Genomic DNA, 25,473 nt, shown 5'->3' on the forward strand with positions numbered 1-25,473 from the left:
CTGTCAGCCCCGTCGACTGGCGCGTTGGCTGCGATAGGTATCGAGTACCACCGCGATGACAATCACCGCACCGGTGATAATGCGCTTGGTTGGCTCGGTAGCCCCGATCTGCGCCAGACCGGCGGCCAGTACCGAAATAATCAGCACACCAAAGAAGGTACTGATCACCGAACCACGGCCACCCATCAGGCTGGTACCACCGATAACCACAGCGGCAATCACTTGCAGCTCCAGGCCGGAGCCGGCATTCGGATCCGCCGCTTCCAGACGGGAAATCTGGAATAGCGCGGCGATCCCCGCGAGTAGCCCCATCAGGCTGAACACCAGAATCTTGTACGGTTTTGGATTGATCCCGGCCAGACGCACTGCTTCTTCGTTAGTGCCGATACCGATCAGGTAACGACCAAACACGGTGCGGGTCAGCACCGCTTGCGCGATGAAGATCACCAGCAAGGCAATGATGAACGACGGCGAGATACCGAACGCGATCGGGTTCGACAGCCAGGCGAACGAATCACCAATGTACGCGGTGCGCGAACCGGTCATCTGGTACGCCAGGCCACGGGCCATTTCCAGCACACCGAGCGAAACGATGAACGACGGAATGCGCCACGCCACAGTGATCGAACCGGTCACCGTACCCGCAAGCGCCGCCACCGCCATACCCAGCAACGCAGCCGGCAACACGCTCCAGCCCCAGCCGAGAATCGCCACGCTGACCGTCGAGGCGGCAAGCGCCAGCACCGAGCCGACCGACAGGTCGATGCCGCCGATGATCAGTACAAAGGTCATGCCCACCGCCAGCACCATCAGATCGGGGATCTGGTTGGCCAGCGTGCTGAAAGTGTCATAAGACAGAAAGTGGCTGCTCATCAGCGAGAACAGCGCCACCATCGCCAACAAGGCCCCGGCCAGGCCCAGATAGGTGCCCAAACCGTAGAAATTGCCACTACGTTTGCCGGCGGAAGATGCAGTTTTCATGGGAGATCCCTAGGCGCCGCTTCATTGAGCAACGCATCACGTTTTTGGTAGCCGGCGAACGCGGCGGCAAGCAAATCATCCTGGGTCCAGCTGTCGCGCTCGAAGGTATCGATCAAACGCCCGGCCGACAGCACACCGATCCGGTCGCAGATCAGCATCAGTTCGCGCAGGTCACTGGACACCACTACCAGCGCCTTGCCCTGACGCGTCAACTCGCCCAGCAAGGCGTAGATATCGAACTTGGCACCGACGTCGATGCCGCGGGTCGGTTCGTCGAACAACAGCACCGAGCAATCACGCTCCAGCCAGCGGCCGATCACCACTTTCTGCTGGTTGCCGCCGGACAATTCCGACACTAGTTGAGTGGGACTGGAACTGCGGATACGCATGGCGTCGATCTGACGCTGCGCCAAGGAAATTTCGTCGCCGCTGTTGACGATTCCTGCCTTGGAAATCTCCGGCATGTTACCCAGGGCAATGTTGGCGCTGATCGATTGACTGAGCAGCAAGCCTTCGCCCTTTCGGTCTTCAGTAATCAAGGCAATGCCATGGTTCACCGCATCAACCGGCGAACGCACACTGACCACCTGCGCCGGCGAACCCAGCGCAATCGTGCCGCTGTCAGCCGGATCAGCGCCGAAGATCAGTCGCAGCAATTCGGTGCGCCCTGCCCCAATCAGCCCGGAAATCCCGAAGATCTCGCCGGCACGCACTTCGAAAGATACGTCGCGCACCTTGTCGGAGCGGGTCAGGCCCTTGACCGTCAGTGCCGGGGCGCCGATCTTGCGTGGGCCCATGTCGATGTGTTCGCCCAGTTCACGACCGACCATCAAGGTGACCAGTTGCTCACTGTTGTAGTTGGCCATCGGCTCGACGCAAACCAGATTGCCGTCGCGCAGCACAGCAATGCGTTGCGCGACGCGCGCCAGCTCTTCGAGGCGGTGCGAGATATAGATGATCGAGACGCCACGCGCCTGCAGGCGGGTGATCTGCTCGAAGAGCATTTCCACCTCGCGGGCGGTGAGCATCGCAGTCGGCTCATCGAGGATCAGCACATGGCAATCGCCGATCAGGTTGCGTGCGATCTCGACCATCTGCTGGTGCCCGATCCCCAGCTCGCCGACCAGGGTGTCCGGATCGATGGCATCGAGGCCGACCTGCGCCATGGCTTCGATCGCGGCTTTGCGCAATTGCTTGCGACTGATCCAGCCACCGTTGCTCGGCAGGTTGTCGAGAAACAGGTTTTCCGCCACTGACAGGGTCGGCAGCAGATTGAGTTCTTGCATGACCATGCGCACGCCAAGCTCTTCGGCCTGGGTGCGACTGCCCGGACGGTAGTCCTTGCCCTGGAATTGCATCTGACCGGTGGTTGGCGTAACCAGGCCACCAATGATCTTCGACAGCGTGCTTTTACCGGCGCCATTCTCACCGGTCAGCGCCAGCACTTCACCGCGCATCAGCGTCAAGTCGATGCCTGTGAGCACCGGTTGCGCATAGGTCTTACCGATACCGCTGACCGAGAGGACAGCGTTCGGGGCGGAAACTGACATAAAAAAATTCTCCATGCGCTCGCCCGGACGGACGAGCGCCGTTGTGTCGCCGGAAGACTTACTTGGTGACCAGCTCGACTGGCGTTTCGATCACGCCATTGACGCCGCTGTCGACTTTTTCGCCCTTGAGGATTTTCAGCGCGGTCTCGATACCGAACACGGCTTGCTTGGCAGCGAACTGATCGGCCGTCGCCAGCACACGACCATCCTTGAGCATCGGCTTGATCGCATTGATGTTGTCGTAACCGACCACTTGTACCTTGCCCGCCTTGCCGGCAGCACGCACCGCGGAAACAGCGCCAACGGCCATGCTGTCGTTACCCGCCAGCAGCGCCTTTACATCCGGGTATTCGCTGAGAATCGAAGCAGCAACCTTGTTGCCCTTGTCGATCTCCCAGTCACCGGATTGCAAAGAAACAACTTTGATCTGTGCCGCGTCCATCGCTTCCTTGAAGCCTGCGGTGCGTTGCTGGGCGTTGGTGGTGGTGGACACGCCTTCGATGATGCCGACTTCGTCACCGGCCTTCAGTTGCTTGGCCAGGTATTCGCCGACCAGACGCGCACCTTTGCGGTTGTCCGGACCTACGAAGGGCACGCTGATGTTCTTGCTTTTGACGATCTGCGGATCGAGCTGGTTGTCGATGTTGATCACGGTGATGCCGGCATCGACGGCTTTCTTGATCACCGGAACCATGGCTTTGGAGTCGGACGGGGCGATGACCAGCGCATTGACCTTGGCCAGAATCATCTGCTCGACGATACGGGTCTGGCCAGCGGTATCGGTCTCGTCCTTGATGCCGTTGGAGATCAGGTCGAAGTCGGCGGAGTGTTCTTTCTGATAGGCCTTGGCGCCGTCTTCCATGGTCAGGAAGAATTCGTTGGCCAGGGATTTCATGACCAGTGCGACTTTGGGTTTTTCCGGGGACTCGGCGAAGGCCGAAGAGACAGGTAGTGCGGCGGCTGCGGCAGCCAGCATAGCGACAGCAAGAAGACGTCCAGCGAATGGCAGCTTCATGGGTTCACTCCGATCTTATGATTATTGTGAGCAACGCTCGCGCTGGCGTAAGCTTCAGCGCTGTCTTCCGGATATTGATGTACCGGGGAAGCCGCGCAAACGTTTGCGTAGACCGAACTATGCGAATCCCGCCGCCATTTGTCAACAATCAGAAATCGTCGTTGAGTTGCGGGGCGAATCATCTGATTCGCCCCTTGCTGCTTACGCCGTAGTGCTGACCAGGTTGCCGCTGGTGGAATCCTTGGTCATTTCCTTGACCAGCGCCGCCGCCACTTGCATCAGCTCCCCGCTGGTTTGCGCGATCTGTCCCTGGACGGACATGACCGCCTGCGACTTGGCCTCCGGTGTCGGATAGCTCGCAGCCTGAGCCGCAGCCAGTTGCTGTTGCTGCTCCTGCAGTTGCTTCTGCAATTCCTGCATGCGCTTGAGCAACATTTTCACGGTGACGCTCAGATTATCGCCGCTGTCAGCGCTATCCGCCTGGCTGGCTTCTTGTGCGGAACCACCGGTTCGGACCTGATTGCTCGGTTCTTTTTCAACGCCAAGCGCCTTGTCGGACGCATCCGCTTCCGCTTGGCTCATTGCATTGATTGTCGCTGCGGTTTTACCGCCGATGGTGACTGAGCCGGGATTGGAAAAACCGATCGTCAGTGACATGTGAACTCCCTAAATGAACGTTTCCTTCAACAGCCATCGGCTTGCTCACGGGTTTCTTTAGCAGAAAACCTGAAACCGACAAGCCGTTTCGTTCGACAGGAGGCGTAGTCCCTTTCGGTGAACCGAACGCGAAAGCTTCCTTTGTTCGGAAACCCGGCCATATCATTCGCCGCATCGATGGACAATTCATAAAATCTTGATGTAAATCATAAAGTTAAACATTTCTCTAAAGCAAAGTAGCGCTGGTACAGATCCTGCTCCCTAGCCTGCACCCCGGGCATTCAGATCGGCTCGGGGCGCATCTAGATGAACCTGCATCAGCACCGTCTCACTACTAGAGAGAAAAATAATGAAATCTGCTTTCAATACCTTGGTTCCGGGCGCTTTGGCCCTCCTCCTGCTCCTGCCTACCGCCCTTCAGGCAAAAGAAGTCGAAACCCAGACCAAACTCGCCAACGTCGTAGTGCTTGCCACGGGCGGCACTATTGCCGGTGCCGGCGCCAATGCAGCCAACAGCGCCACCTATCAAGCGGCCAAAGTCGGGATTGAACAGCTGATCGCCGGCATCCCCGAACTGAGCAAACTGGCGAACGTGCGTGGCGAACAAGTCATGCAGATCGCTTCGGAAAGCATCACCAACGACAACCTGCTGCAACTGGGTCGGCGCGTATCCGAACTGGCCGACAGCAAGGACGTCGATGGCATCGTCATCACCCACGGTACCGATACCCTGGAAGAAACCGCGTACTTCCTGAACCTGGTCGAGAAGACCGACAAGCCGATCATCGTGGTCGGCTCGATGCGTCCGGGCACCGCCATGTCGGCGGACGGCATGCTCAACCTGTACAACGCCGTCGCCGTCGCCAGCAGCAAAGAAGCGCACGGCAAAGGCGTGCTGGTGACCATGAACGACGAGATTCAGTCCGGTCGCGACGTCAGCAAAATGATCAACATCAAGACCGAGGCGTTCAAAAGCCCTTGGGGTCCGCTGGGCATGGTGGTTGAAGGCAAATCCTACTGGTTCCGCTTGCCAGCCAAGCGCCACACCATGAATTCGGAATTCGACATCAAGAACATCAAGAGCCTGCCTGACGTAGAAATCGCCTACTCCTACGGCAACGTCGACGACACCGCCTACAAGGCCCTGGCCCAGGCCGGCGCCAAAGCCATCATCCACGCCGGTACCGGCAACGGTTCGGTGTCTTCGCGCGTAGTGCCATCCCTGCAAGCCCTGCGTAAAGACGGCGTGCAGATCATCCGTTCGTCCCACGTCAACGCCGGCGGTTTCGTCCTGCGTAACGCCGAGCAGCCTGACGACAAGTACGACTGGGTGGTCGCTCACGACCTGAATCCGCAGAAGGCCCGCATCCTGGCCATGGTCGCCCTGACCAAAACCAACGACAGCAAAGAGCTGCAACGGATGTTCTGGGAATATTGATTGACCTTCGCCTGAGCCTTTCCGGCTCGGGCAACTTGCTCACCACTCGCCTGCGCGGCGGGTGGTGCTGCCACCCACGCTACGCGCGACTTTTTCGCACAAAATAATCGACCTGACTTACACCAAAACCGGAAAAGCGCTGTCAGAGGATTTTCTTGAATTTTAAGCAGTTGCGAAAATGCTTACAGTTAAATACTGTATGCCCGTACAGCTTAATAAGGATAACCTCGTGGCCACCTCTCCTGATGCTCCTGACGCTTACGAACGCATGGGCATGCGCGTTCAGAAAATCATCAATTCCCCTACCGCACAAAAAGCCAAAGCCGCCTTGATCTTCCGTCTGCCGGACGAGCCTGTGGATGCATGGGAGCAACTGCTCGAGGAAATCGACGAGAACGACAACGTCACCCTCGCCTATCGCGACGATGGCGGCGTGCAGATTTTTTGGGTTGTGCCGAAGGAAGATTGATTCAATGAGTGTCCGCTGTTTTGCTTTGCTGTTGTTGTTCATCGCCTGTGGCGCCCAGGCGGGCGCGCCCCGTACTTTTACCGAGGCCAAGAAAGTCGCCTGGAAACTCTATGCACCGCAGTCCACCGAGTTTTACTGCGGGTGCAAGTACACCGGCAACAAGGTGGACTTGAAGGCATGCGGTTACGTGCCGCGCAAAAATGCCAAGCGCGCCTCGCGCATCGAATGGGAGCACATCGTCCCGGCGTGGGAGTTCGGTCACCAGCGTCAATGCTGGCAATCGGGCGGGCGCAAGAATTGCACCCGCTATGACCCGAGCTATCAGAAAGCCGAAGCCGACCTGCACAACCTGGTGCCAAGCATTGGTGAGGTCAACGGTGATCGCAGCAACTTCAGTTATGGCTGGTTGCCGGTGCAATCCGGGCAGTACGGCTCGTGCCTGACCCAGGTCGACTTCAAAGCCAAGAAGGTCATGCCGCGCCCGTCGATTCGCGGCATGATCGCGCGCACCTATTTCTACATGAGCAAGCAGTACGGCTTGCGCCTGTCGAAACAGGATCGGCAGTTGTACGAAGCGTGGGACAAGACTTACCCGGTGCAGGACTGGGAACGTCAACGCAATCAGAGCGTGGCGTGCGTGATGGGACGCGGCAATGAATTTGTCGGCCCGGTAAACCTGAAAGCCTGCGGCTGATTCTTCAGCCCAAAAGAAAAGGCCTCGAACGTGATGTTCGAGGCCTTTTTATTTTTAGCTGCCAGCCTTGTTGTAGCGCCAATAGCCCATCAGATTGAGTGACTCGCGGGGGATACCGCACTCCTTGATCAGGTATTTGCGCAGACGCATGACTGCCGCGCTTTCTCCGGCAATCCAGGCATAAAATCCTTCAGGGGCCGTATTGGCGATCTCCCAGAGGATGTCTTTGTCGATATCGACCTCGGCGAGTTCGGCAGCTTGCCCGACCGATGAATCCTCTGCCGGCAGGAACGCCTGCTGCACCGCCTCTACCATCAGCGCCCCAGCCACTACTTCTGGCGTCTGATCGCGAACCAGCCACTGCACCGACAGCCCAGGCCAATCCGGCACCGGGAGCATGTCTGGTGGGCTGTCCACTTCAAAGTAAGCCTGAGTCTGAGGCGGTTCAGCCATGGCAGCCAACTCGTCAAGAATGCCCATGGCGGCCGGCAATGCCGTGGCATCCGCCACCAGCAAAACCTCCTTGAGCACCTGCGGCGGTTTCCATTCAAACCCTCCGGCGTCCTGCGCGGAAAAATTACTGTCGGGAGCGAGAATCTGCATCGACGCTCCCGGCTGCGCACGCAGCGCCCAGCGCGACGCGGGACCGGTCTCGCCATGCAGGACAAAATCGATGTCGACCTCGCCCTGATCGACGCGCAAATGACGAATGGTGTAGGTGCGCATTGCTGGCCGCCGGCTCGCCAGCATCGAACGAAAACGCGCGTACCAGCCCTCCTCCTGCGCAAGACTTGCAGGCGATCCATCTTCAGCAGGAAAGAACAGTTTGACGCGCTGATCCGGCGCCCAGGTGGCCATGCCACCTATCGAAGGGTCGGCGAGCGTGATCCGCATCATGTGCGGACTCAACAACGTCTTGCGGTGCAAAACCGCATTGAAAAGTTTGTAGGGAGCGGCGGAGGCCATGCGGAGCTCCTTCGAGAAATCGTGATTGACTCGTATAAGACGAGTCACCGGCGATATCCTTTAGGTCGCTCCGCTGAAAGTGCTGCTTACGGCGCGAGCGGATGCTCGACGATCACCGACTCGACGTTCTGCTTCTTGGCCTTCACCAATGCCGCATCCACCTCTACCTTGCGCGCTTGCGCCTCGGCCTGGGAGTTGAACGGGCCAATCAGGATCCGGGTCTTGCCGCTGCTGTCCTTGATCACGGTCGGCACGAACGCATGTTCGATCAACCAGCCACTCAGGTCACTGACAGCCTGAGGTGTTTCACCGCGTACTTCGAGGTCCCACTGCGGGGCGGACGCTGCCGCAGGTGCGGCCGCGACTGCCGTCTTCGGCTTCTGCACGTCTACACTTTTGCCTTCACCACATCCCGCCAATGCCAGTGCCGCGACCATCCAGACCAGTTTGCGCACAACGCTTTCCTCGAAAATCACAAAGCGGCGATCTTAACATTCATAAATACTTGGCGAGGCCCGCAAAATGGGCACAAAACAACGAGATTGATGATTGCAGCCTCTGTATAGTTACGCCCTGGGAATTAATGCCGCATCTGCGCGTCAGAAAGAGGCACCCAAACCGTGAGACTTCGCACTAATCTATACGTACCACCGACCTCTGCACTGTCTGAATCAGGTGCCCTACAAAGCAATCAAGGAGAAGACCATGCTGATACTCACCCGCAAAGTCGGTGAAAGCATAAATATTGGTGATGACATTACGATCACCATCCTCGGCGTAAGCGGTCAGCAAGTCCGTATCGGCATCAACGCCCCGAAAAACGTCGCCGTGCACCGTGAAGAGATCTATCAGCGCATTCAGGCCGGCCTGACCGCCCCGGACAAGCCACAAACGCCCTGAGCCACCCCGCCGTCAGTAGCCAGTCCGTTTGCCTTCGCGCAAGACTGGCTAAAGATTCACGCGCCGTACTGCCATCCGCTCCCCAGTCCGCTGGGCACGGCGCCTGACACATCCCCCTCTCCGCTTCATTCGCTCCCGCCCCCCCTCTCCTGCAGCGCGATACTACCTGCGACTGCCAAGCCTGGCTGTCAGACATTTCCGAGAGAACACAGAGAATTGCTCCCTGCTAGCCGAACGTCACGCCGCGCGCCATGCCGGTGGCTGCAATTACCATCAATACCAACAGCAGCGCCTCGACGTGACTGATCCGTGCATACAGCTTTGCACGCCCGATATCGAACGCCTTGCCCCGCGCTAACGCTATCCGCCATTTGACCAGTGTGATCATCGGCGCCAGCTCTGCCAGCAGAATCAGCACGAACAACGTCATCTTCAAATGGAACAGCGGCTGATGCAGATAGTAGTCAGTACCCTTTTCAAATCCGCCAAAAGCACGCATACCGCCAGTGACCAGCAGAGTCAGCGCGGCAATCCCCCACAGATTATCCGCAAGCAGTACTCGCTTCGCCTCACCGACGCCAGCGGCCAGACGACTGAACGCCGTGCCACGGGTCAACACAGCCCAGAAGCCCAAGGCAAAAGCCAAGAGATGAATAGCGGCGAGAAACCAATTAACCAGCATCGACGAACTCCTTGAAAAAGCCCTGGAAAACGCCAGTCAGTAGTAGTCGAAAAAAACCGGTTTCGCCCGCACACAACTGTGGGACTGGAAAGCTTCGCGCAGGAAGCAAGGAGACAGAGCGGGGAATCCGCCGAATCGCAGGCAAAAAAAATCCCAAGCAGCTGATGGAAGCTTGGGATTTAAAAATGCATAAACCGTGGTGGTGAACGCGGGGCAGATGTTACTGAAGTTCACGATCAGCAACAACATTTTTTTGATAACCGGTCGGTTAAAAATGCCGGTAACCCGTTCAATATCCACACTTTTTCGACGGATCCAAAAATAAACAGAAAGCCATATCAGCAGATCGTGTTATTTCGAAACACGCTAAGCACCCAAGGTAACGAACGATCTGAAGATACCGAGGCAAGCGCCTGAACCACGGTTCCGGCAAATCGCAGACAACAAAAAAGGGCCCACCTTTCGGTGAGCCCTTCTAGACCGCCCAGCAGAGCGGATTTTGTTTGGTAGGCGCGATTGGACTCGAACCAACGACCCCCACCATGTCAAGGTGGTGCTCTAACCAACTGAGCTACGTGCCTGCTGTGAGGCGGCATTCTACGGAATTCCGGAGGGGTGTCAACACCTTTTTTTCACCTAACCCTATGAATATGCAAAATATTTAATTTCGGGCCGATGAAGAAGATTTTTCCGGCGGCTGGCGGAGGTTTTTCAACTCGGGTAGGATCGGCGCACTCGTAAAATATATTAAACAGAGGCTGCAGGATGGCGAACACCCCTTACCCAGAGTCTTATTACGCTGCGTCGGCCAATGCCGTACCGCCACGTCCGGCCTTGCAGGATGATGTGGAGACGGATGTCTGTGTGATCGGCGCCGGGTACACCGGGCTGTCCTCGGCCTTGTTTCTACTGGAGAACGGTTTCCGCGTCACAGTCCTGGAAGCAGCGAAGGTCGGCTTCGGTGCGTCGGGGCGTAATGGCGGGCAGATCGTCAACAGCTATAGCCGCGATATCGACGTTATCGAACGCACGGTTGGCCCCAAGCAGGCGCAACTGCTCGGGCAGATGGCCTTCGAGGGCGGCCGGATCATTCGCGAGCGCGTGGCCAAGTACAACATCCAGTGCGATCTGAAGGACGGCGGCGTGTTCGCTGCCCTCTCCGCCAAGCAGATGGGGCACCTGGAGTCGCAGAAGCGCCTGTGGGAGCGCTTCGGCCATACGCAACTGGAACTGCTCGACCAGCGCCGGATTCGCGAAGTGGTGGCGTGCGATCAATACGTCGGCGGCATGCTCGACATGAGCGGCGGCCACATCCATCCGCTGAACCTGGCGCTCGGCGAAGCCGCTGCAGTCGAGTCCCTCGGCGGCACGATCTATGAGCAATCACCAGCCGTGCGCATCGAGCGCGGTGCCAACCCAGTGGTGCACACACCGCAAGGCAAGGTCAGGGCCAAATTCATCATCGTCGCTGGCAACGCCTACCTCGGTAATCTGGTGCCGGAACTGGCGGCGAAATCGATGCCGTGCGGCACCCAGGTGATCACCACCGAACCGCTGGGCGATGAGCTGGCGAAAACTCTGTTGCCGCAGGATTACTGCGTCGAAGACTGCAATTACCTGCTCGACTACTACCGCCTGACCGGCGACAAGCGCCTGATCTTCGGTGGTGGTGTGGTTTACGGGGCGCGAGATCCGGCGAACATCGAAGCGATCATCCGCCCGAAAATGCTCAAGGCGTTCCCGCAATTGAAAGACGTGAAGATCGACTACGCGTGGACGGGCAACTTCCTGCTGACCCTGTCGCGCCTGCCGCAGGTTGGGCGCCTGGGGGACAACATCTATTACTCGCAGGGCTGCAGTGGCCACGGCGTGACCTACACGCATCTGGCCGGCAAGGTGCTGGCTGAAGCATTGCGCGGTCAGGCTGAGCGTTTTGATGCGTTTGCCGATCTGCCGCATTACCCGTTCCCGGGCGGGCAGATGTTGCGTACGCCGTTTGCGGCGTTGGGTGCGTGGTATTACGGATTGCGTGACAAACTGGGTTTCTGATCAGTTTTCTTGACTGACAAACAACTGTGGCGAGGGAGCTTGCTCCCGCTGGGTCGCGAAGCGGCCCCTCTTTCATCCAGGAAAGAAGGCCTGCTGTGCAGTCCAGCGGGAGCAAGCTCCCTCGCCACAAATATTTGCAAAATTCAGATCAGAGCTGGTCTCGGCCAATCCCGCTTCGAATCCGCAAGATATCCGCCAGCACCGCCAAGGCGATCTCAGCAGGCGTCTTGCTGCCCAGGTTCAAGCCGATCGGCGCATGAATCCGCGCCAGTTCAACTTCCCCCAAACCGCCAATCCTGCGCAAGCGCTCGAAGCGTTTCTGCGAAGTCTGCTGCGAACCCATGACGCCAATGTAAAACGCCTCGGTGCGCACCGCTTCCATCATCGCCAGATCGTCGATGCGCGGATCGTGAGTCAACGCGACCACCGCGGTATCGCGATGACAACCGCCATCAGCGATGAACACTGACGGCAACTGTCGACGAATCTCCACGCCGTTGAGCACCACGCCTTCGAGCACTTCGTCGCGCGGATCGCAAAGAATCACTTCAAAGCCGAGACCCACCGCGAACTCGGCACAGGCCTGCGCCACACTGGAGTAGCCCGCCAGCAGCAAGCGCTGGGCGGCACCCACGCGAATCCGCACCCGATCGATCTCGCGCTCGATGCGCGCGCCCTGCTCGCGATCAGCGAACAGACTGCGCGCACCACTGGCCAGATCAACTTCGCGAATCAAGCGGCGCTGCCCAAGCAACGCCGATTCGAGTTCACGCAGATGCGCCTGCACCTCGCAATTGGCGTCAAATTTCTCTACCAGTACGTCAAGAATGCCGCCACAGGGCAGACTGACCCGCGAGCGCGGATCATCACCTTCGCCGTAACGCACCACGTTGACCGCATCGAGAAACGCACCTTCAGCCACGCGCTCGAGAAAATCTTCCTCGACACAACCACCGGACAGCGACCCGATCCACAGGCCTTCATCGTTCACTGCCAGTAACGAACCCGGCGCACGCGGTGCCGAGCCGTAGGTGGTCAGCACGGTGCAGAGCCAAATACGCTGCCCCGCCACCGACCACTCCAGCGCCCGCCGCACAACCTGTAGATCGAGATGCTGCATGTCAGTGCGCCTTGTGCTCGACGGCCGGAGCGTCAGCCTGCAGCTTCTGCACGTCGCTCACTGCCAACTCTGCCGATTGACCGCCCCAGCCTTGACGCAGGTAGTTCAGCAGATCGGTCAGTTGCTCAGGCTTGAGCTTGTCGGCGAAACCCGGCATCGGTTGCATGTGTTCGAACCCGGCGAATTTCTGCTCGCCGATGCCGTCCTCGATCACCCGCACCAGGTTGCGCGGATCTTCCAGACGCAACGTGGTGTTGCCACGCATCGCCACGGCGATGTGCGGTTTGCCTTCGCCACCAGCGGCATGGCAACCGGCGCAGACGTTCAAATATTCCTGACGACCGCGTTGCGCACTGGCACTGAGCTTTTCCACGGGCACTTCGCTCAGCTCTTTTGCCGCTGGCGGCTTGTCGCCGAGCAGGAAGGTCGCCATCGCCGCCAGATCCTGATCGTTCAGGCCTTGGGTGCTGTTGTGGAACACCGGGAACATCTCGTTGAACATCGTGCCCTGCGCGCTCATGCCGTGCTTGAGGAACGTGCTCAGGTCCTGCTGATTCCAGCCGCGCGCCGCCAGATCGGTGGCGAGCAGGCTCGGGGCCAGATACCCGTTGAGGATGCCGCCGGTCAGGCGCTTGTCCAGTTGCATCGCGCCCGGCAGGCCGCGTGGCGTGTGGCATTCGCCGCAGTGACCGAGCACTTCGACCATGTACTGGCCGCGTTTCCAGGCATCGCTTTTGCCTTCGGCCGGCTCCAGCTTCAGGGCTTTGCCGTACATCATGTTCCAGCCGATCAGGCCCGGACGCACGTTGAACGGAAAGCTCAAACTGGTGACCGGCGCGGCGCGCTCGATCGGCTCGATGGTTTTCAGGTACGCGTGAATCGCATCCGAGTCTTCCCGAGGCATCAGGTGATACGAGGTGTACGGCATCGCCGGGTACAGATTGGCGCCGTCACGACGCTTGCCCTCGGTCAGCGCAGCGAAGAACTCGTCATCGCTGTATTGGCCGATGCCGTGCTCTTTGCTCGGGGTGATGTTGGTGCCGTAGATCGTGCCGAACGGCGACACGATCGGCAGCCCGCCAGCAAACGGCGCGCCACCCGGTGCGGTGTGGCACGCCATGCAGTCGGCGGCGCGGGCGAGGTATTCGCCGCGCTTGACCTGATCATCAGCGTGGGCAAACAACACCGGCGCAGCCAGCCCGACCGCCAGGGTCAGGCGGGTCAGTAGATGCTTCATGCTCAACCCTCCTTGACCAGGCCGAGATCGGTCAGCACGTTGCGGGTGGCGTTGTAGTAACGCACGTACCCGGTGCAACGGCAGACGTGATGGCCGAGGCTGTCCTCGATGACCTGTTCCAGTTTGCTTTTGGCGATCGGCTGGCGCTGCAGCTTCTCTACCAGCACCGTCGCGGCGTTGACGAAGCCCGGTGCGCAGTAGCTGCACTGGAAGGCGAATTCGTCGACGAAGCGCTGCTGGATCGGGTTCAGCTCAGTGACCTGACCGCTCTCATCGCGCTTGGCGTGGGCTTCGATGGTGCGCACGTTCTTGCCCTCGAAGTAATGCGCGCCGGTGATGCAGGTGCGCACTTCTTCACTGGTGCCGTCCGGGTTGTCGACGATCACCACGCAGGCGTGGCAGATGCCCTGGCCGCAGCCCAGGCGCGAACCGGTGAGATTCTTGTATTCGTGCAGATAGTCGATCATCGGCAGGTCATCAGGGATGTCCACCGGGCCGACGGATTGACCATTGAGGGTCAGTTGAAGCGGACGGTTAGCCATTGAGGGCCTCCTTGATGCGCGCAGCAGTGATTGGCAGATCGCGAACACGTTTACCGATGGCATGCGCCACGGCGTTACCGATGGCACCGACCACCGGGATCATCACCACTTCGGCGATACCTTTGGACGGATCGCTTGGTGACAACGGCGGCAGAATCTCCGCGGTCTGCTTCCACACCGCCACGTGACGGGCCATCGGCAGGCGATACCGATTGAAGTTCCAGTCACCCTCCCCCGGTCCGCCTTCGTACAGCGGCATCTCTTCCATCAGCGCGTGACCGATGCCCATGGCGATCCCGCCTTCGAGCTGGCCCTTGACCAGTTCTTCGACCAGCACCCGACCGCACTCGACCCACGAATGGTGATTGAGCACTTCGACTTCCGCCGAGCCTTTGTTGACCTTCAGTTCCACCAGCGTCGCGACCGGGCTGTAGTAAGTCACCGCGGCGTTGTTCAACTGAACAACCGGGTAGTTGATGTTCTGGCGATCCAGCAGGTGGAAACCTGCGGTGGTCATAAGCGCTTTCTTCGCCTTCGGCGCGCCATCGCCGTACTTCACTGCCAGACCGTCGAGCGGCAGACGCTCGCGCACGCCGTCGATGCTGTACTCGGCCTCGGCCCAGCTCCAGCGGTTGAACGCGTGAACGGTGGCGCCGGTGACCAGACCACGTTCGTGAGCGCGCTTGGCCAGCTCTTCGAAAGTCAGCGGCTGCATACCGTTGGCAGTGAGTTTGCCGTCGACCCAATGCGCATCTTCACGACGCACCACATAAGGGTTGGCTTGACCGCCGTAAGGGCCCTGACGCCAGATTTCCATGGCCGCCGGCCACAAGCCGTTGTTGAACAGCACGCGCGCCGCTTCACGGGTGGCGTGGCTGAAGTAGTAGGCCGAGTTGGTCGCGGATGACGCCGAGGCGAGCTTGCCGACCCAACGCGGGTTGCGCAGCAGGTTGTCCTGCTCGGCCTGACTCATGATGTAAGGGTTGCCGCTGGTGATCAGCTGCATTTCCTTCCATTCGGTTTCGCCAGTCTTCACGTCATGCGCCGGGCTGCCGAGGAAATCGGCGACGACCAGTGCTTGCGAAGTGGACATGCCGGTGCCGATTTCGATACCGATGTGGCGCAGGGTGATGCGCCCTTCAGCGGTGAATTCGATGCTGGCCATCGGCGCTTCGGAACCGGTGCCGAAGTCTTTCTGGCAAATGGCAAAACCCACGCCATACCAGTTGTCCGGGTCGGCGGCTTCGCGCTGTTTCTTGATCGCGTCGCGGTTTTTCCAGACTTCGTGCACCGAGGCCTTGTCGAGAATTTCGTGCAGACGCAAAGCACCCGCCGGGATCGCACCCTGAGTGTTTTTCATGCCCGAACGCAGGGCGTTTTTGCGACGCAGATCAATCGCGTCAACACCAAGGCGGTTGGCGATTTCGTCGACCATCATTTCGGTCGAGGCCATGCTTTGCAGGGTGCCGTAACCGCGCATCGAACCCGCTTCAACACCACGCGAGTGGTAAGCGGTGACCTGCAGATCGTTCTGCGGCATGTAGTAGATCGACTGCGCCGCCGTGGCACCCACCGCCGCCACTGACGGGCTGTAGTTGATGCGACCGCCACCGTCGACGCTCATTTCGGCACGGAAAATCTTGAAGCTGTAGTCGTTCTTGTCCACTGCGAGCTGGTAGCGGATGTCGAACGGGTGGCGCTTGATGCCGCTCTGGAACTGCTCGTAGCGGTCATTCGCCAGACGGATCGGCACACCGGCGCCATACAGCGCAGCGAGGGCCGCGTAGTAGACGAAGATGTTGTGGTCTTTGGAACCGTAACCCACGGTGTAACCCGGGTGCATGTTCAGGCTGGCCAGGCCGAAGCGCGACGGCGCGATCATTTTCGCGGTCTCGGTCGCAGCTTCCAGCGGGCACTGGGTGGCGACCACGAAGTGCAGGGTCTTGGTTTTCGGGTCGTACCAGCCGTTGCCGTTGTCCGGCTCCATGGCGGCCGGTTCGATCGACGGGGTCTTGTAGCGCTCATCGAACACCAGCCAGTTCTCCGGCGGTGTGTCGATCTGCTGCTTCATGCGGTCAGCGTAGAACAGACCGCGCTCAGTCAGGTTGCCGTGCAGGTTCGGCTGGGAATTCCACACCGGACGCCGGTTTTTCAGCATCGGGAACAGGATCGAGTCTTTCAGGCTGGCGAATTCGTCTTCGTCGGCCGAGGTCGGGCCACCCACGCGCACGTAGCGGAAGCTGCCATAGGGGTCGCCTTCGTAGTAAGGCACTTGTGCACCGTAACGAATCGCCTTGTCGTTGAATTTGAGTTTGTTCTTGGCCTGACGGAAACGCTCGAAATCGTTCCAGATCAGGATCGCCACCGGGTGGCCGATGAACATCGGCACTTTGCCTTCCGGCAGCAATGGGTCTGGCGCGTGTTCTTCGGGGAAGACGATACCGTCCTTGTCCAGATCAGCTGCGGTGACGATGCGGTCAGGCTGCAAGTCGGCGCCCAGCCACGACAGGTCGTAGCCTTCGTAGATTCGGTCAGCCTTGATGGTTTTCAGCAGCATGGCGTGGCCTTGCTGTTCAGGCCAGCCCGGCATGTCCTTGGAGCGAATGTCGCGGGCAAAGACTTTGCTGCCGCAGACCTTGGACAGGGCATCGTTACGTTGGCGTGCCTTGCCGTTGTTGCCGAGCCACTTCTCCGACGGCACGGTTACGCTGTTCTCCATCAAGGCAGCCAGCGCCTGACTGCTGAGCGGCGTGAGCGTGACGCTCACACCCGCCACCAGCCCGCCCTGGAGGAACGAGCGCCGGGATATATCACGGTTGGACATGGATCATCCTCTGGGCGGTTATGTGTCCGCCCTTCTGGTTATCTACTGGGAATCTCGAGTCTTGCAGAAGCCCTTCTTGGCGAAACAAAGGGCGTGTTGACAGTGCAAAGCTGACCGAAAGGTTAACTTTAAAGGTTTCTGGGCTCGCAGCAAACAACCAGTTACAAAAATTTGACTAAAGAATCAAAAAATCAATGCGACGTGGCACCGCACGAGGTCAATCCGCCATACCTATTCGAATGCGGTTGCCTACTCCATGTAGGAGCTGTCGAGTGAAACGAGGCTGCGATCTTTTGCTCCTGCTTCTACGATCAAGATCAAAAGATCGCAGCGTGCCGCAGCTCCTACAGGGATTTGTGCAGGGCCGGGTAATGAAGGGAGAGAGGGTCAAATTTCAGACACAAAAAACCCCGGTCTTTCGACCAGGGTCTTTGCTATCGATTCCGAACCAACCAGCGGTTGCTTTCGGTGTTTCAAGGCGTTCAGTGGTCCTTGAAACAGATATGGCGCAGCGGACGGGACTCGAACCCGCGACCCCCGGCGTGACAGGCCGGTATTCTAACCGACTGAACTACCGCTGCGTATCGCTTTGAGCTTGCGCTCAAGTAACTCGTTTTGATTGAAAGCTTCGGTGCTTTGCAATCGCGAACCAGACATTGCCTGACTCGTAAAATATGGCGCAGCGGACGGGACTCGAACCCGCGACCCCCGGCGTGACAGGCCGGTATTCTAACCGACTGAACTACCGCTGCGCGTCGGTGCAGGCACTTTCAGCCTACGCTCTTGCTTTCGCAAGTCTCTCGGGGAGTGGTGGGTGATGACGGGATCGAACCGCCGACATTCTGCTTGTAAGGCAGACGCTCTCCCAGCTGAGCTAATCACCCGTTTGCATCTCCGAGGCCGCGAAATTTACGCAGGTAGCGAACCTAAGTCAATAGCAGGATTGAAGTTTTTCTGAAAAAGACAAAATTGCTTCATTCCCTGAAGAAAGCAACAACCCTGAAACCGCTATCGCGAGCAGGCTCACTCCTACAGGTTTGCGGCTTCGCTTCTTAGTCCGTGTAAATCATCTTCTTGGTCATGCCGCCATCCACGACGAATTCCTGCCCGGTCACAAACCCGGCATTGCGCGACAGCAGCCACGCCACCATCGCCGCAACGTCTTCGACCGTCCCTACCCTGCCCGCCGGATGCTGCGCATGATCGGCATCGGCCAAAGGCTCGGCTCGACGCGCAGAAGGATCACGGGCATCGATCCAGCCAGGGCTGACCGCATTAACGCGAATCTCCGGCCCAAGGCTGATCGCCAACGCATGCGTAAGCGCCAACAACCCACCCTTGCTCGCCGCATACGCCTCGGAATCGGCCTCCGATTGCCGAGCACGGGTCGAGGCCAGATTGACGATCGAACCGTTGTGCGCGCGCAGATACGGCGCACAGTGCTTGGCCAGCAGCATCGGCCCGCTGAGGTTCACCGCCAGCACCCGATTCCAGTACGCCAGATCGAGACTTTCCAGGGTGATGTTGTGCGGATCGGCCACTGCCGCGTTGCACACCAGCGCATCCAGGCGACCGAACTGCCCCAACACCTCGGCGACACCCAGCGCGACCTGCCCCTCATCCGCAACGTCCATGGCGATGAACCAGGCATTCTCGCCCAGCACCTTCGCCACTTTCGAACCACGCGCGCGATCCAGATCGGTCAGCACCACTTGCCAGCCTTCGCTGATCAGCCAGGCGGCAATGCCCAGACCGATACCACGCGCAGCACCGGTGACCAGCGCCACGCGGCCATGGGTGCCCGCCTTCGGAGTAGACAACTCGATCACAACGCCGCCAGACCGCGCGACAGATCGGCCTGCAGGTCCGCCACGTCTTCCAGACCGACCGCGATGCGGATCAGGCTGTCACGAATCCCTGCTGCTTCACGCTCCTGTGGCGCCAGACGGCCATGGGAGGTGGTGCTCGGATGGGTGATGGTGGTTTTGCTGTCACCAAGGTTGGCGGTAATCGAAATCAAGCGAGTGGCATCGATAAAGCGCCAGGCGCCCTCTTTGCCACCCTTGACCTCGAAACTCACCACCGCACCGAAGCCCTTCTGCTGACGCTGGGCCAGTTCGTGCTGCGGATGGCTCTTGAGACCGGCGTAATGGACTTTCTCGATACCGTCCTGCTGCTCCAGCCATTCGGCCAATTGCTGGGCGTTGGCGCAGTGCGCCCTCATCCGCAGATTCAGGGTTTCCAGGCCTTTGAGGAAGATCCACGCGTTGAACGGGCTCAGGGTCGGCCCGGCGGTGCGCAGGAAGCCGACGACTTCTTTCATCTGTTCGCTGCGACCGGCCACCACACCGCCCATGCAGCGGCCTTGGCCGTCGATGAACTTGGTTGCCGAGTGCACAACAATGTCCGCACCGAGTTTCAGCGGCTGCTGCAAGGCAGGCGTGCAGAAGCAGTTGTCGACCACCAGCATCGCGCCTTTGGCGTGAGCGATTTCCGCCAGCGCGGTGATATCCACCAGTTCAGCCAGCGGGTTGGACGGCGACTCGACGAACAGCAGCCTGGTGTTCGGCTTGATCGCCGCATCCCAACCCGACAGATCGGCCAGCGGCACGTAGTCGACTTGCACACCGAAACGCTTGAAGTACTTCTCGAACAGGCTGATGGTCGAACCGAACACGCTGCGCGACACCAGAACGTGGTCGCCGGCACTGCACAGGCTCATCACCACCGCCATGATCGCGGCCATGCCCGTAGCGGTAGCGACCGCTTGCTCGGCGCCTTCCAGCGCAGCGATGCGCTCTTCGAACGCACGCACGGTCGGGTTGGTGTAGCGCGAGTACACGTTGCCCGGCACTTCCCCGGCAAACCGCGCAGCCGCGTCGGCGGCGGTGCGGAACACGTAGCTGGAAGTGAAGAACATCGGATCACCGTGCTCGCCTTCCGGCGTACGGTGCTGACCGGCACGTACGGCCAGGGTATCGAACGCTACGCCTTCGAGGTCGCTGTCCAGCCGACCGGCATCCCATTCCTGACTCATGCTGTCACTCCTTGCCCTGTTCTTGAAAATTAAAAGTCAGATACAAAACCGGCCCCTCAGGGCCGGTAGAAACTCAGTTGTTGTACAGATCGATGATCGCACTGACCGCCTGGGTCTTGACCTTGGAGGCATCGTTGCGTGCCTGCTCGATCTTGTCCAGGTAAGCCTCGTCGACGTCGCCGGTGACGTACTTGCCGTCGAACACCGCGCAGTCGAAGTTTTCGATCTTGATCTTGCCGCCACCCACCGCTTCGATCAAGTCAGGCAGATCCTGGTAGATCAGCCAGTCAGCGCCGATCAGATCCGCCACGTCCTGAGTCGAACGATTGTGGGCGATCAGTTCGTGAGCGCTCGGCATGTCGATGCCGTAAACGTTCGGGAAGCGTACGGCCGGGGCCGCCGAGCAGAAGTAGACGTTTTTCGCGCCGGCTTCGCGGGCCATCTGGATGATCTGCTTGCAGGTGGTGCCGCGCACGATCGAGTCGTCGACCAGCATCACGTTCTTGCCGCGGAATTCCAGCTCGATCGCGTTGAGCTTCTGGCGAACCGACTTCTTGCGCGCCGCCTGACCCGGCATGATGAAGGTCCGGCCGATATAACGGTTCTTGACGAAGCCTTCGCGGAATTTCACGCCCAGGTGGTTCGCCAGCTCCAGCGCGGCGGTGCGGCTGGTGTCCGGAATCGGGATGACCACGTCGATGTCGTGTTCCGGACGCTCGCGCAGGATCTTCTCGGCGAGTTTTTCGCCCATGCGCAGACGCGCCTTGTACACCGACACGCCGTCGATGATCGAATCCGGACGCGCCAGGTAGACGTGTTCGAAGATGCACGGGGTCAGGGACGGGTTGGTCGCACATTGACGGGTGTGCAGCTTGCCGTCTTCAGTGATGTAGACCGCTTCGCCCGGCGCCAGATCGCGGATCAGGGTGAAACCGAGCACGTCCAGCGAAACGCTTTCGGAAGCGATCATGTACTCGACGCCTTCGTCGGTGTGACGCTGGCCGAACACGATCGGACGGATGCCGTGCGGGTCACGGAAACCGACGATGCCGTAACCGGTGATCATCGCCACCACCGCATAACCGCCGACGCAACGGTTGTGCACGTCGGTTACGGCGGCAAACACGTCTTCTTCGGTCGGTTGCAGCTTGCCGCGCTGGGCCAGCTCGTGGGCGAACACGTTGAGCAGCACTTCCGAGTCGGAACTGGTGTTGACGTGACGCAGGTCGGATTCGTAGATTTCCTTGGCCAACTGTTCAACGTTGGTCAGGTTGCCGTTGTGCGCCAGGGTGATGCCGTAAGGCGAGTTGACGTAGAACGGCTGTGCTTCGGCCGAGGTCGAGCTGCCGGCGGTCGGGTAACGGACGTGGCCGATCCCCATGTGGCCGACCAGGCGCTGCATGTGACGCTGCTGAAACACGTCACGCACCAGGCCATTGTCCTTGCGCAGGAACAACCGGCCATCATGGCTGGTCACGATACCGGCAGCGTCCTGGCCGCGGTGCTGGAGCACGGTTAGCGCGTCATACAGCGCCTGATTGACGTTCGACTTACCGACGATACCGACGATGCCACACATGCGACGCAACCCCTACTTAATGGATCTGAACTGAACAACACTCACTGAGGCGTTTTGGCCGACGGCAAGAGTTGCTCCTTGAACGGAATATCAGCGGGTACGCTGATTCCGCTGGCAAGCCACTGACTGCTCCACCCGAGAATCAGGTTTTTGGACCAGTCGGCGACCAATAGAAACTTTGGCACGAGCTGTGATTCTTTCCACCACCCGTCCTGCTGTACCGGCCCCAGGCTCAACAGCCCGACTGCCACGACCACCAGCAACACGCCACGCGCTGCGCCGAAGGCCATGCCCAGGAATCGGTCGGTGCCGGATAATCCGGTCACGCGCACCAACTCGCCGATAAGATAATTGATCATTGCGCCCACGATCAGTGTGGCGACAAACATGATGGCACAGCCCGCGATCACGCGAGCCGATGGGGTTTCGATGTATCCGGCGAGGTACTCGGACAATGAGCCACCGAACATCCAGGCAACCGCTCCTGCGATGATCCAGGTCACCAGCGATAATGCTTCCTTGACGAAGCCGCGGCTCAAACTGATCAAAGCGGAGATGGCGATGATTGCAACGATCGCCCAGTCAACCAGGGTAAATGGCACAGTGCAGCCTACAGACGGATAAGGCGGCGCATTTTAGCAGAGCGCACCGCTGTCGGTAAGCTGCGATTTTCAGTGCATTTCAATCGAATCGATAGATCCTAGCCGCGCTCGGGCTGGAAGCGCACGACAAAACCCTTGAGGTTCTGCTGGCGACTCAACAGATCACGCAGACGATCGGCCTCGGCACGCTCGATCAGCGGGCCGACGAACACCCGATTCTTGCCGTCGGCAGAACGAATGTAAGCGTTGTAACCCTGACTGCGCAGAGTTTTTTGCAGGCTTTCAGCGCTGGCGCGACTCGACAGACTGGCCAGCTGCACCGACCAGCTGACCGACAGACCGTTGGCGTCGACACGGCTTTGCGTGGTGTCAGGCTTGGTCGGGGCCGCAGCGATCGGCTGAGCCGGTGCCGTTGTCGGCTTGGCCGCTGGCGCCGGCGCCGGCGCAACCGGTTTGGCGACAGGAGCAGGCGCTGGAGCCGGTGCAATCGGCATCGCCGGCGCCGATTGCTCGGCCACCTCGTCATCGCTCGGCACCGGTTCTTGCGGCAGCGTTTGCGGTTCAGGCACAGCCACCGGCTCAAGCTGCACTTGCGGCACAGCAGGCGCCTGCGGCGCGGCGGGTGCCTCGACCGTCACTTGACGTTGCTCGTCTTGGCGGGAAAACAGCATCGGCAGGAAAATCACCGCCAGTGCCACCAGCACCAGGGCGCCAACCATGCGCTGCTTGTACGCTTTATCCAGCAAAGCCATTTGCCGCTTCCTCCGTGGAGCGCCGGGCCAACCATTCAAGGGCCTCGGCGACACAATAAAATGATCCGAACAACAGAATCTCGTCGTCGCTGGTGGCCGCTGCGCACTGCCCTTCCAGCGCCGCCGCGACACTGTCATAGGACGTGACGGACGCGCCAAGGTTCTGCAATGCCGCGTGTAATTCACTGACCGGACGTGCGCGCGGCGAATCCAGCGGCGCTACCGCCCAGTGCTGGACACTAGCATTCAATTCGCCGACAACACCATCCAGGTCCTTGTCCGCCAACAGGCCGAACACCGCCAGACGCTTGCCCACCGGCGGCCGACTGGCCAGCCGCCGCGCCAGATACTGCGCTGCGTGCGGGTTATGCCCCACGTCCAGCAGCAGGTTCAGGCGCTTGCCATTGAACTCGAACGAACGGCGATCCAGACGCCCGATCACACGCGTGGCCTGCAAGGCAGCAACAATTTGCGACCGATTCCACGGCAAACCGAGCAGCAGATACGCCTGCAATGCCAGCGCCGCGTTTTCCATCGGCAGGTCGAGAAGTGGCAAATCATGCAACTCGACAGGCTGACCTTGCGCGTCAGTGCCGCGCCATTGCCAGTGGTGATCGGTGATTCCCAGATCGAAGTCGCGCCCACGCAGAGACAACGGGCACGCCAGTTCACGGGCCTTGTCGAGCAACGGTTGCGGAGGATTCAGATCGCCGCACAAGGCGGGCTTGCCCTGACGGAAAATCCCGGCCTTCTCGAAGGCCACGGATTCGCGGGTATTGCCCAGGTATTCGGCATGATCAACGCCAATGCTGGTGACCAGCGCGATATCGGCGTCCACCACATTGACCGTATCCAGACGCCCCCCCAGCCCGACTTCCAGCACCACAGCGTCAAGTTTTGCCTGTTGAAACAGCCATAACGCCGCCAGGGTGCCCATTTCGAAGTAAGTCAGGGAAGTGTCGCCGCGCCCGGCCTCCACCGCAGCGAAGGCTTCGCACAGTTGCGCATCAGTGGCTTCGACGCCATTGAGCTGCACCCGCTCGTTGTAACGCAGCAGGTGCGGAGAATTGTAGACACCCACGCTCAGGCCCTGCGCCCGCAGCAATGACGCCACGAAAGCGCAGGTCGAACCCTTGCCGTTGGTGCCGGTGACCGTAATCACCCGAGGCGCCGGCTGGCCCAGTCCCATGCGGGACGCTACCTGTTGCGAACGCTCCAGCCCCATGTCGATGGCCGATGGATGCAACTGTTCAAGGTAGGCGAGCCACTCGCCAAGGGTACGCTCGGTCATACGTTGGCAGGCACCGGTGGAACGACGATTGGCTCGACAGGAGCGGCGACGTAGGTCGGTGTCGGCTGGCCGGTCAGTTGCGCCAGCAGGTTGCCCAGGCGTGGACGCAGTTCACGACGATCGATGATCAGGTCGATCGCGCCATGCTCCAGCAGGAACTCGCTGCGCTGGAAACCTTCCGGCAGTTTTTCACGCACGGTCTGCTCGATCACGCGCGGGCCGGCGAAGCCGATCAGCGCCTTTGGCTCACCGACGATCACGTCGCCGAGCATTGCCAGACTGGCGGAAACGCCGCCGTAGACCGGATCGGTCAGCACCGAGATGAACGGAATGCCCTCTTCACGCAGTCGCGCCAGCACAGCCGATGTCTTGGCCATCTGCATCAGCGAGATCAGCGCTTCCTGCATGCGCGCACCGCCGGAAGCGGCGAAGCAGATCATCGGGCAACGGTTTTCCAGGGCATAGTTGGCGGCGCGCACGAAGCGCTCACCGACGATGGCGCCCATGGAACCGCCCATGAAGTTGAATTCGAACGCCGACACCACCACCGGCATACCCAGCAGGGTGCCACTGACCGAGATCAGTGCGTCTTTTTCGCCGGTCTGCTTCTGCGCAGCGACCAGACGGTCCTTGTACTTCTTGCCGTCGCGGAATTTCAGACGGTCAACCGGCTCCAGATCGGCACCCAGTTCGTTGCGACCTTCGGCGTCCAGGAAGATATCGATGCGTGCCCGTGCGCCGATGCGCATGTGGTGGTTGCACTTGGGGCAAACGTCCAGGGTCTTTTCTAGCTCAGGGCGATACAGCACAGCCTCGCAGGACGGGCATTTGTGCCACAGACCTTCAGGCACCGAGCTCTTCTTGACCTCCGAACGCATGATCGAAGGGATCAGTTTGTCTACTAACCAGTTGCTCATGCTTTCTTTCTCCAGTACCGGCGGCCCGAACGCTCTGGTTCGCAGCCCCGCGTATGCCCTTCAGCTAAATTCATGTGTGTGGCGATGGTCGGTGGAACGCCGCGGTCAGCGCGAAACATGACCTGCGTGCAACTCCAGAAACCCTCAGCCTCGCCTGCTTTGTGCAAGTGC

At 59.8% G+C, this 25,473-nt stretch carries 24 protein-coding genes and 4 tRNA genes; 5 read left to right on the top strand and 23 right to left on the bottom strand.

Features of this window, described 5'->3' with window-relative positions:
- Positions 1-3: 3 nt before the first annotated feature.
- The 4 genes from ABV589_RS04920 to ABV589_RS04935 form a co-directional block, all read right to left on the bottom strand.
- On the bottom strand, positions 4-981 hold the full coding sequence (locus ABV589_RS04920) for an ABC transporter permease (RefSeq protein WP_367085128.1): 978 nt from the start codon (positions 979-981) through the stop codon (positions 4-6).
- The gene (locus ABV589_RS04925; protein ID WP_367085129.1) at positions 978-2,531 is read right to left on the bottom strand and encodes a sugar ABC transporter ATP-binding protein; all 1,554 of its coding nucleotides are present in this window, start codon (positions 2,529-2,531) and stop codon (positions 978-980) included. Before ABV589_RS04925 ends, ABV589_RS04920 begins: the two co-directional genes overlap by 4 nt.
- A 58-nt stretch (positions 2,532-2,589) precedes the next feature.
- A complete protein-coding gene (locus ABV589_RS04930; RefSeq protein ID WP_367085130.1) occupies positions 2,590-3,546 on the bottom strand; it encodes a sugar ABC transporter substrate-binding protein in 957 nt (318 codons plus the stop codon).
- Positions 3,547-3,747: 201 nt separating this feature from the next.
- On the bottom strand, positions 3,748-4,203 hold the full coding sequence (locus tag ABV589_RS04935; RefSeq protein ID WP_367085131.1) for a hypothetical protein: 456 nt from the start codon (positions 4,201-4,203) through the stop codon (positions 3,748-3,750).
- A 349-nt stretch (positions 4,204-4,552) separates the two neighbouring features.
- Here ABV589_RS04935 and ABV589_RS04940 point away from each other — a divergent pair, with 349 nt between their 5' ends.
- From ABV589_RS04940 to ABV589_RS04950, 3 genes are all read left to right on the top strand, one after another.
- Positions 4,553-5,641: an asparaginase gene (locus tag ABV589_RS04940; protein WP_367085132.1), complete on the top strand. Its 1,089-nt coding sequence runs from the start codon at positions 4,553-4,555 to the stop codon at positions 5,639-5,641.
- 178 nt (positions 5,642-5,819) lie between these two features.
- Positions 5,820-6,110: a DUF1654 domain-containing protein gene (locus ABV589_RS04945; RefSeq protein ID WP_007961224.1), complete on the top strand. Its 291-nt coding sequence runs from the start codon at positions 5,820-5,822 to the stop codon at positions 6,108-6,110.
- Positions 6,111-6,114: 4 nt separating this feature from the next.
- Positions 6,115-6,804, top strand: coding sequence for an endonuclease (locus ABV589_RS04950; RefSeq protein ID WP_007961223.1), 690 nt, complete (start codon positions 6,115-6,117; stop codon positions 6,802-6,804).
- A 54-nt stretch (positions 6,805-6,858) separates the two neighbouring features.
- Here ABV589_RS04950 and ABV589_RS04955 read toward each other — a convergent pair whose 3' ends face one another.
- On the bottom strand, positions 6,859-7,770 hold the full coding sequence (locus ABV589_RS04955) for a siderophore-interacting protein (protein ID WP_367085133.1): 912 nt from the start codon (positions 7,768-7,770) through the stop codon (positions 6,859-6,861).
- An 86-nt stretch (positions 7,771-7,856) separates the two neighbouring features.
- Complete coding sequence (locus tag ABV589_RS04960; RefSeq protein ID WP_258675230.1) at positions 7,857-8,225, bottom strand: SPOR domain-containing protein; 369 nt, start codon at positions 8,223-8,225, stop codon at positions 7,857-7,859.
- A gap of 250 nt (positions 8,226-8,475) precedes the next feature.
- On the opposite strand from ABV589_RS04960, the gene csrA reads away from it, so the two are divergent.
- The gene (gene csrA, locus ABV589_RS04965; protein WP_003179932.1) at positions 8,476-8,670 is read left to right on the top strand and encodes a carbon storage regulator CsrA; all 195 of its coding nucleotides are present in this window, start codon (positions 8,476-8,478) and stop codon (positions 8,668-8,670) included.
- 226 nt (positions 8,671-8,896) lie between these two features.
- On the opposite strand, the gene ABV589_RS04970 is transcribed toward csrA, so the two are convergent.
- The 3 genes from ABV589_RS04970 to ABV589_RS04980 form a co-directional block, all read right to left on the bottom strand.
- Positions 8,897-9,352: a DUF2214 family protein gene (locus ABV589_RS04970; RefSeq protein WP_367085134.1), complete on the bottom strand. Its 456-nt coding sequence runs from the start codon at positions 9,350-9,352 to the stop codon at positions 8,897-8,899.
- Positions 9,353-9,388: 36 nt separating this feature from the next.
- Positions 9,389-9,652, bottom strand: coding sequence for a hypothetical protein (locus tag ABV589_RS04975; protein WP_367085135.1), 264 nt, complete (start codon positions 9,650-9,652; stop codon positions 9,389-9,391).
- A gap of 204 nt (positions 9,653-9,856) precedes the next feature.
- Positions 9,857-9,933, bottom strand: a tRNA-Val gene (locus ABV589_RS04980).
- A 184-nt stretch (positions 9,934-10,117) separates the two neighbouring features.
- Between ABV589_RS04980 and ABV589_RS04985 the strand changes: the two genes are divergently transcribed.
- A complete protein-coding gene (locus ABV589_RS04985; protein WP_367085136.1) occupies positions 10,118-11,401 on the top strand; it encodes an FAD-binding oxidoreductase in 1,284 nt (427 codons plus the stop codon).
- Positions 11,402-11,549: 148 nt separating this feature from the next.
- Here ABV589_RS04985 and ABV589_RS04990 read toward each other — a convergent pair whose 3' ends face one another.
- The 14 genes from ABV589_RS04990 to accD all read right to left on the bottom strand — a co-directional run bounded on the left by ABV589_RS04990 (position 11,550) and on the right by accD (position 25,302).
- Entirely contained in the window at positions 11,550-12,521 is a 972-nt protein-coding gene (locus ABV589_RS04990) for an XdhC family protein (RefSeq protein ID WP_367085137.1), read from the bottom strand.
- A 1-nt stretch (position 12,522) separates the two neighbouring features.
- The gene (locus ABV589_RS04995) at positions 12,523-13,758 is read right to left on the bottom strand and encodes a cytochrome c (protein WP_367085138.1); all 1,236 of its coding nucleotides are present in this window, start codon (positions 13,756-13,758) and stop codon (positions 12,523-12,525) included.
- 2 nt (positions 13,759-13,760) lie between these two features.
- Positions 13,761-14,300, bottom strand: a complete 540-nt coding sequence (locus ABV589_RS05000) for a (2Fe-2S)-binding protein (RefSeq protein WP_367085139.1) — start codon at positions 14,298-14,300, stop codon at positions 13,761-13,763.
- Complete coding sequence (locus ABV589_RS05005; RefSeq protein ID WP_367085140.1) at positions 14,293-17,124, bottom strand: xanthine dehydrogenase family protein molybdopterin-binding subunit; 2,832 nt, start codon at positions 17,122-17,124, stop codon at positions 14,293-14,295. Before ABV589_RS05005 ends, ABV589_RS05000 begins: the two co-directional genes overlap by 8 nt.
- 504 nt (positions 17,125-17,628) lie before the next feature.
- Positions 17,629-17,705, bottom strand: a tRNA-Asp gene (locus tag ABV589_RS05010).
- 94 nt (positions 17,706-17,799) lie between these two features.
- A tRNA-Asp gene (locus tag ABV589_RS05015) sits at positions 17,800-17,876 on the bottom strand.
- 56 nt (positions 17,877-17,932) lie between these two features.
- A tRNA-Val gene (locus tag ABV589_RS05020) sits at positions 17,933-18,008 on the bottom strand.
- Positions 18,009-18,176: 168 nt separating this feature from the next.
- Positions 18,177-18,953 carry an SDR family oxidoreductase gene (locus ABV589_RS05025; protein WP_367085141.1) on the bottom strand — a complete coding sequence of 259 codons (777 nt, stop codon included), beginning with the start codon at positions 18,951-18,953 and terminating at the stop codon, positions 18,177-18,179.
- The gene (locus tag ABV589_RS05030) at positions 18,950-20,161 is read right to left on the bottom strand and encodes an O-succinylhomoserine sulfhydrylase (RefSeq protein ID WP_367085142.1); all 1,212 of its coding nucleotides are present in this window, start codon (positions 20,159-20,161) and stop codon (positions 18,950-18,952) included. Before ABV589_RS05030 ends, ABV589_RS05025 begins: the two co-directional genes overlap by 4 nt.
- A 73-nt stretch (positions 20,162-20,234) precedes the next feature.
- Positions 20,235-21,740, bottom strand: coding sequence for an amidophosphoribosyltransferase (gene purF / locus ABV589_RS05035; RefSeq protein ID WP_003226416.1), 1,506 nt, complete (start codon positions 21,738-21,740; stop codon positions 20,235-20,237).
- A gap of 41 nt (positions 21,741-21,781) precedes the next feature.
- Entirely contained in the window at positions 21,782-22,342 is a 561-nt protein-coding gene (locus ABV589_RS05040; protein ID WP_007961197.1) for a CvpA family protein, read from the bottom strand.
- A 98-nt stretch (positions 22,343-22,440) separates the two neighbouring features.
- The gene (locus ABV589_RS05045) at positions 22,441-23,094 is read right to left on the bottom strand and encodes an SPOR domain-containing protein (protein WP_367085143.1); all 654 of its coding nucleotides are present in this window, start codon (positions 23,092-23,094) and stop codon (positions 22,441-22,443) included.
- On the bottom strand, positions 23,078-24,385 hold the full coding sequence (gene folC / locus ABV589_RS05050) for a bifunctional tetrahydrofolate synthase/dihydrofolate synthase (RefSeq protein WP_367085144.1): 1,308 nt from the start codon (positions 24,383-24,385) through the stop codon (positions 23,078-23,080). The genes ABV589_RS05045 and folC overlap by 17 nt, the downstream gene beginning before the upstream one ends.
- Entirely contained in the window at positions 24,382-25,302 is a 921-nt protein-coding gene (accD, locus tag ABV589_RS05055) for an acetyl-CoA carboxylase, carboxyltransferase subunit beta (protein ID WP_041066058.1), read from the bottom strand. Before accD ends, folC begins: the two co-directional genes overlap by 4 nt.
- Between the last annotated feature and the right edge of the window lie 171 nt (positions 25,303-25,473).

Origin of the sequence: Pseudomonas sp. HOU2 (genome assembly GCF_040729435.1) — a bacterium.
Lineage (GTDB): Bacteria > Pseudomonadota > Gammaproteobacteria > Pseudomonadales > Pseudomonadaceae > Aquipseudomonas.

Bases quoted from the DNA above. Each gene is read 5' to 3' on its own strand.
- ABV589_RS04920 (WP_367085128.1), bottom strand. From the start codon at position 981: ATGAAAACTGCATCTTCCGCCGGCAAACGTAGTGGCAATTTCTACGGT.
- ABV589_RS04925 (WP_367085129.1), bottom strand. From the start codon at position 2,531: ATGTCAGTTTCCGCCCCGAACGCTGTCCTCTCGGTCAGCGGTATCGGT.
- ABV589_RS04930 (WP_367085130.1), bottom strand. From the start codon at position 3,546: ATGAAGCTGCCATTCGCTGGACGTCTTCTTGCTGTCGCTATGCTGGCT.
- ABV589_RS04935 (WP_367085131.1), bottom strand. From the start codon at position 4,203: ATGTCACTGACGATCGGTTTTTCCAATCCCGGCTCAGTCACCATCGGC.
- ABV589_RS04940 (WP_367085132.1), top strand. From the start codon at position 4,553: ATGAAATCTGCTTTCAATACCTTGGTTCCGGGCGCTTTGGCCCTCCTC.
- ABV589_RS04945 (WP_007961224.1), top strand. From the start codon at position 5,820: ATGCTTACAGTTAAATACTGTATGCCCGTACAGCTTAATAAGGATAAC.
- ABV589_RS04950 (WP_007961223.1), top strand. From the start codon at position 6,115: ATGAGTGTCCGCTGTTTTGCTTTGCTGTTGTTGTTCATCGCCTGTGGC.
- ABV589_RS04955 (WP_367085133.1), bottom strand. From the start codon at position 7,770: ATGGCCTCCGCCGCTCCCTACAAACTTTTCAATGCGGTTTTGCACCGC.
- csrA (WP_003179932.1), top strand. From the start codon at position 8,476: ATGCTGATACTCACCCGCAAAGTCGGTGAAAGCATAAATATTGGTGAT.
- ABV589_RS04970 (WP_367085134.1), bottom strand. From the start codon at position 9,352: ATGCTGGTTAATTGGTTTCTCGCCGCTATTCATCTCTTGGCTTTTGCC.
- ABV589_RS04985 (WP_367085136.1), top strand. From the start codon at position 10,118: ATGGCGAACACCCCTTACCCAGAGTCTTATTACGCTGCGTCGGCCAAT.
- ABV589_RS04990 (WP_367085137.1), bottom strand. From the start codon at position 12,521: ATGCAGCATCTCGATCTACAGGTTGTGCGGCGGGCGCTGGAGTGGTCG.
- ABV589_RS04995 (WP_367085138.1), bottom strand. From the start codon at position 13,758: ATGAAGCATCTACTGACCCGCCTGACCCTGGCGGTCGGGCTGGCTGCG.
- ABV589_RS05000 (WP_367085139.1), bottom strand. From the start codon at position 14,300: ATGGCTAACCGTCCGCTTCAACTGACCCTCAATGGTCAATCCGTCGGC.
- ABV589_RS05005 (WP_367085140.1), bottom strand. From the start codon at position 17,124: ATGTCCAACCGTGATATATCCCGGCGCTCGTTCCTCCAGGGCGGGCTG.
- ABV589_RS05030 (WP_367085142.1), bottom strand. From the start codon at position 20,161: ATGAGTCAGGAATGGGATGCCGGTCGGCTGGACAGCGACCTCGAAGGC.
- purF (WP_003226416.1), bottom strand. From the start codon at position 21,740: ATGTGTGGCATCGTCGGTATCGTCGGTAAGTCGAACGTCAATCAGGCG.
- ABV589_RS05045 (WP_367085143.1), bottom strand. From the start codon at position 23,094: ATGGCTTTGCTGGATAAAGCGTACAAGCAGCGCATGGTTGGCGCCCTG.
- folC (WP_367085144.1), bottom strand. From the start codon at position 24,385: ATGACCGAGCGTACCCTTGGCGAGTGGCTCGCCTACCTTGAACAGTTG.
- accD (WP_041066058.1), bottom strand. From the start codon at position 25,302: ATGAGCAACTGGTTAGTAGACAAACTGATCCCTTCGATCATGCGTTCG.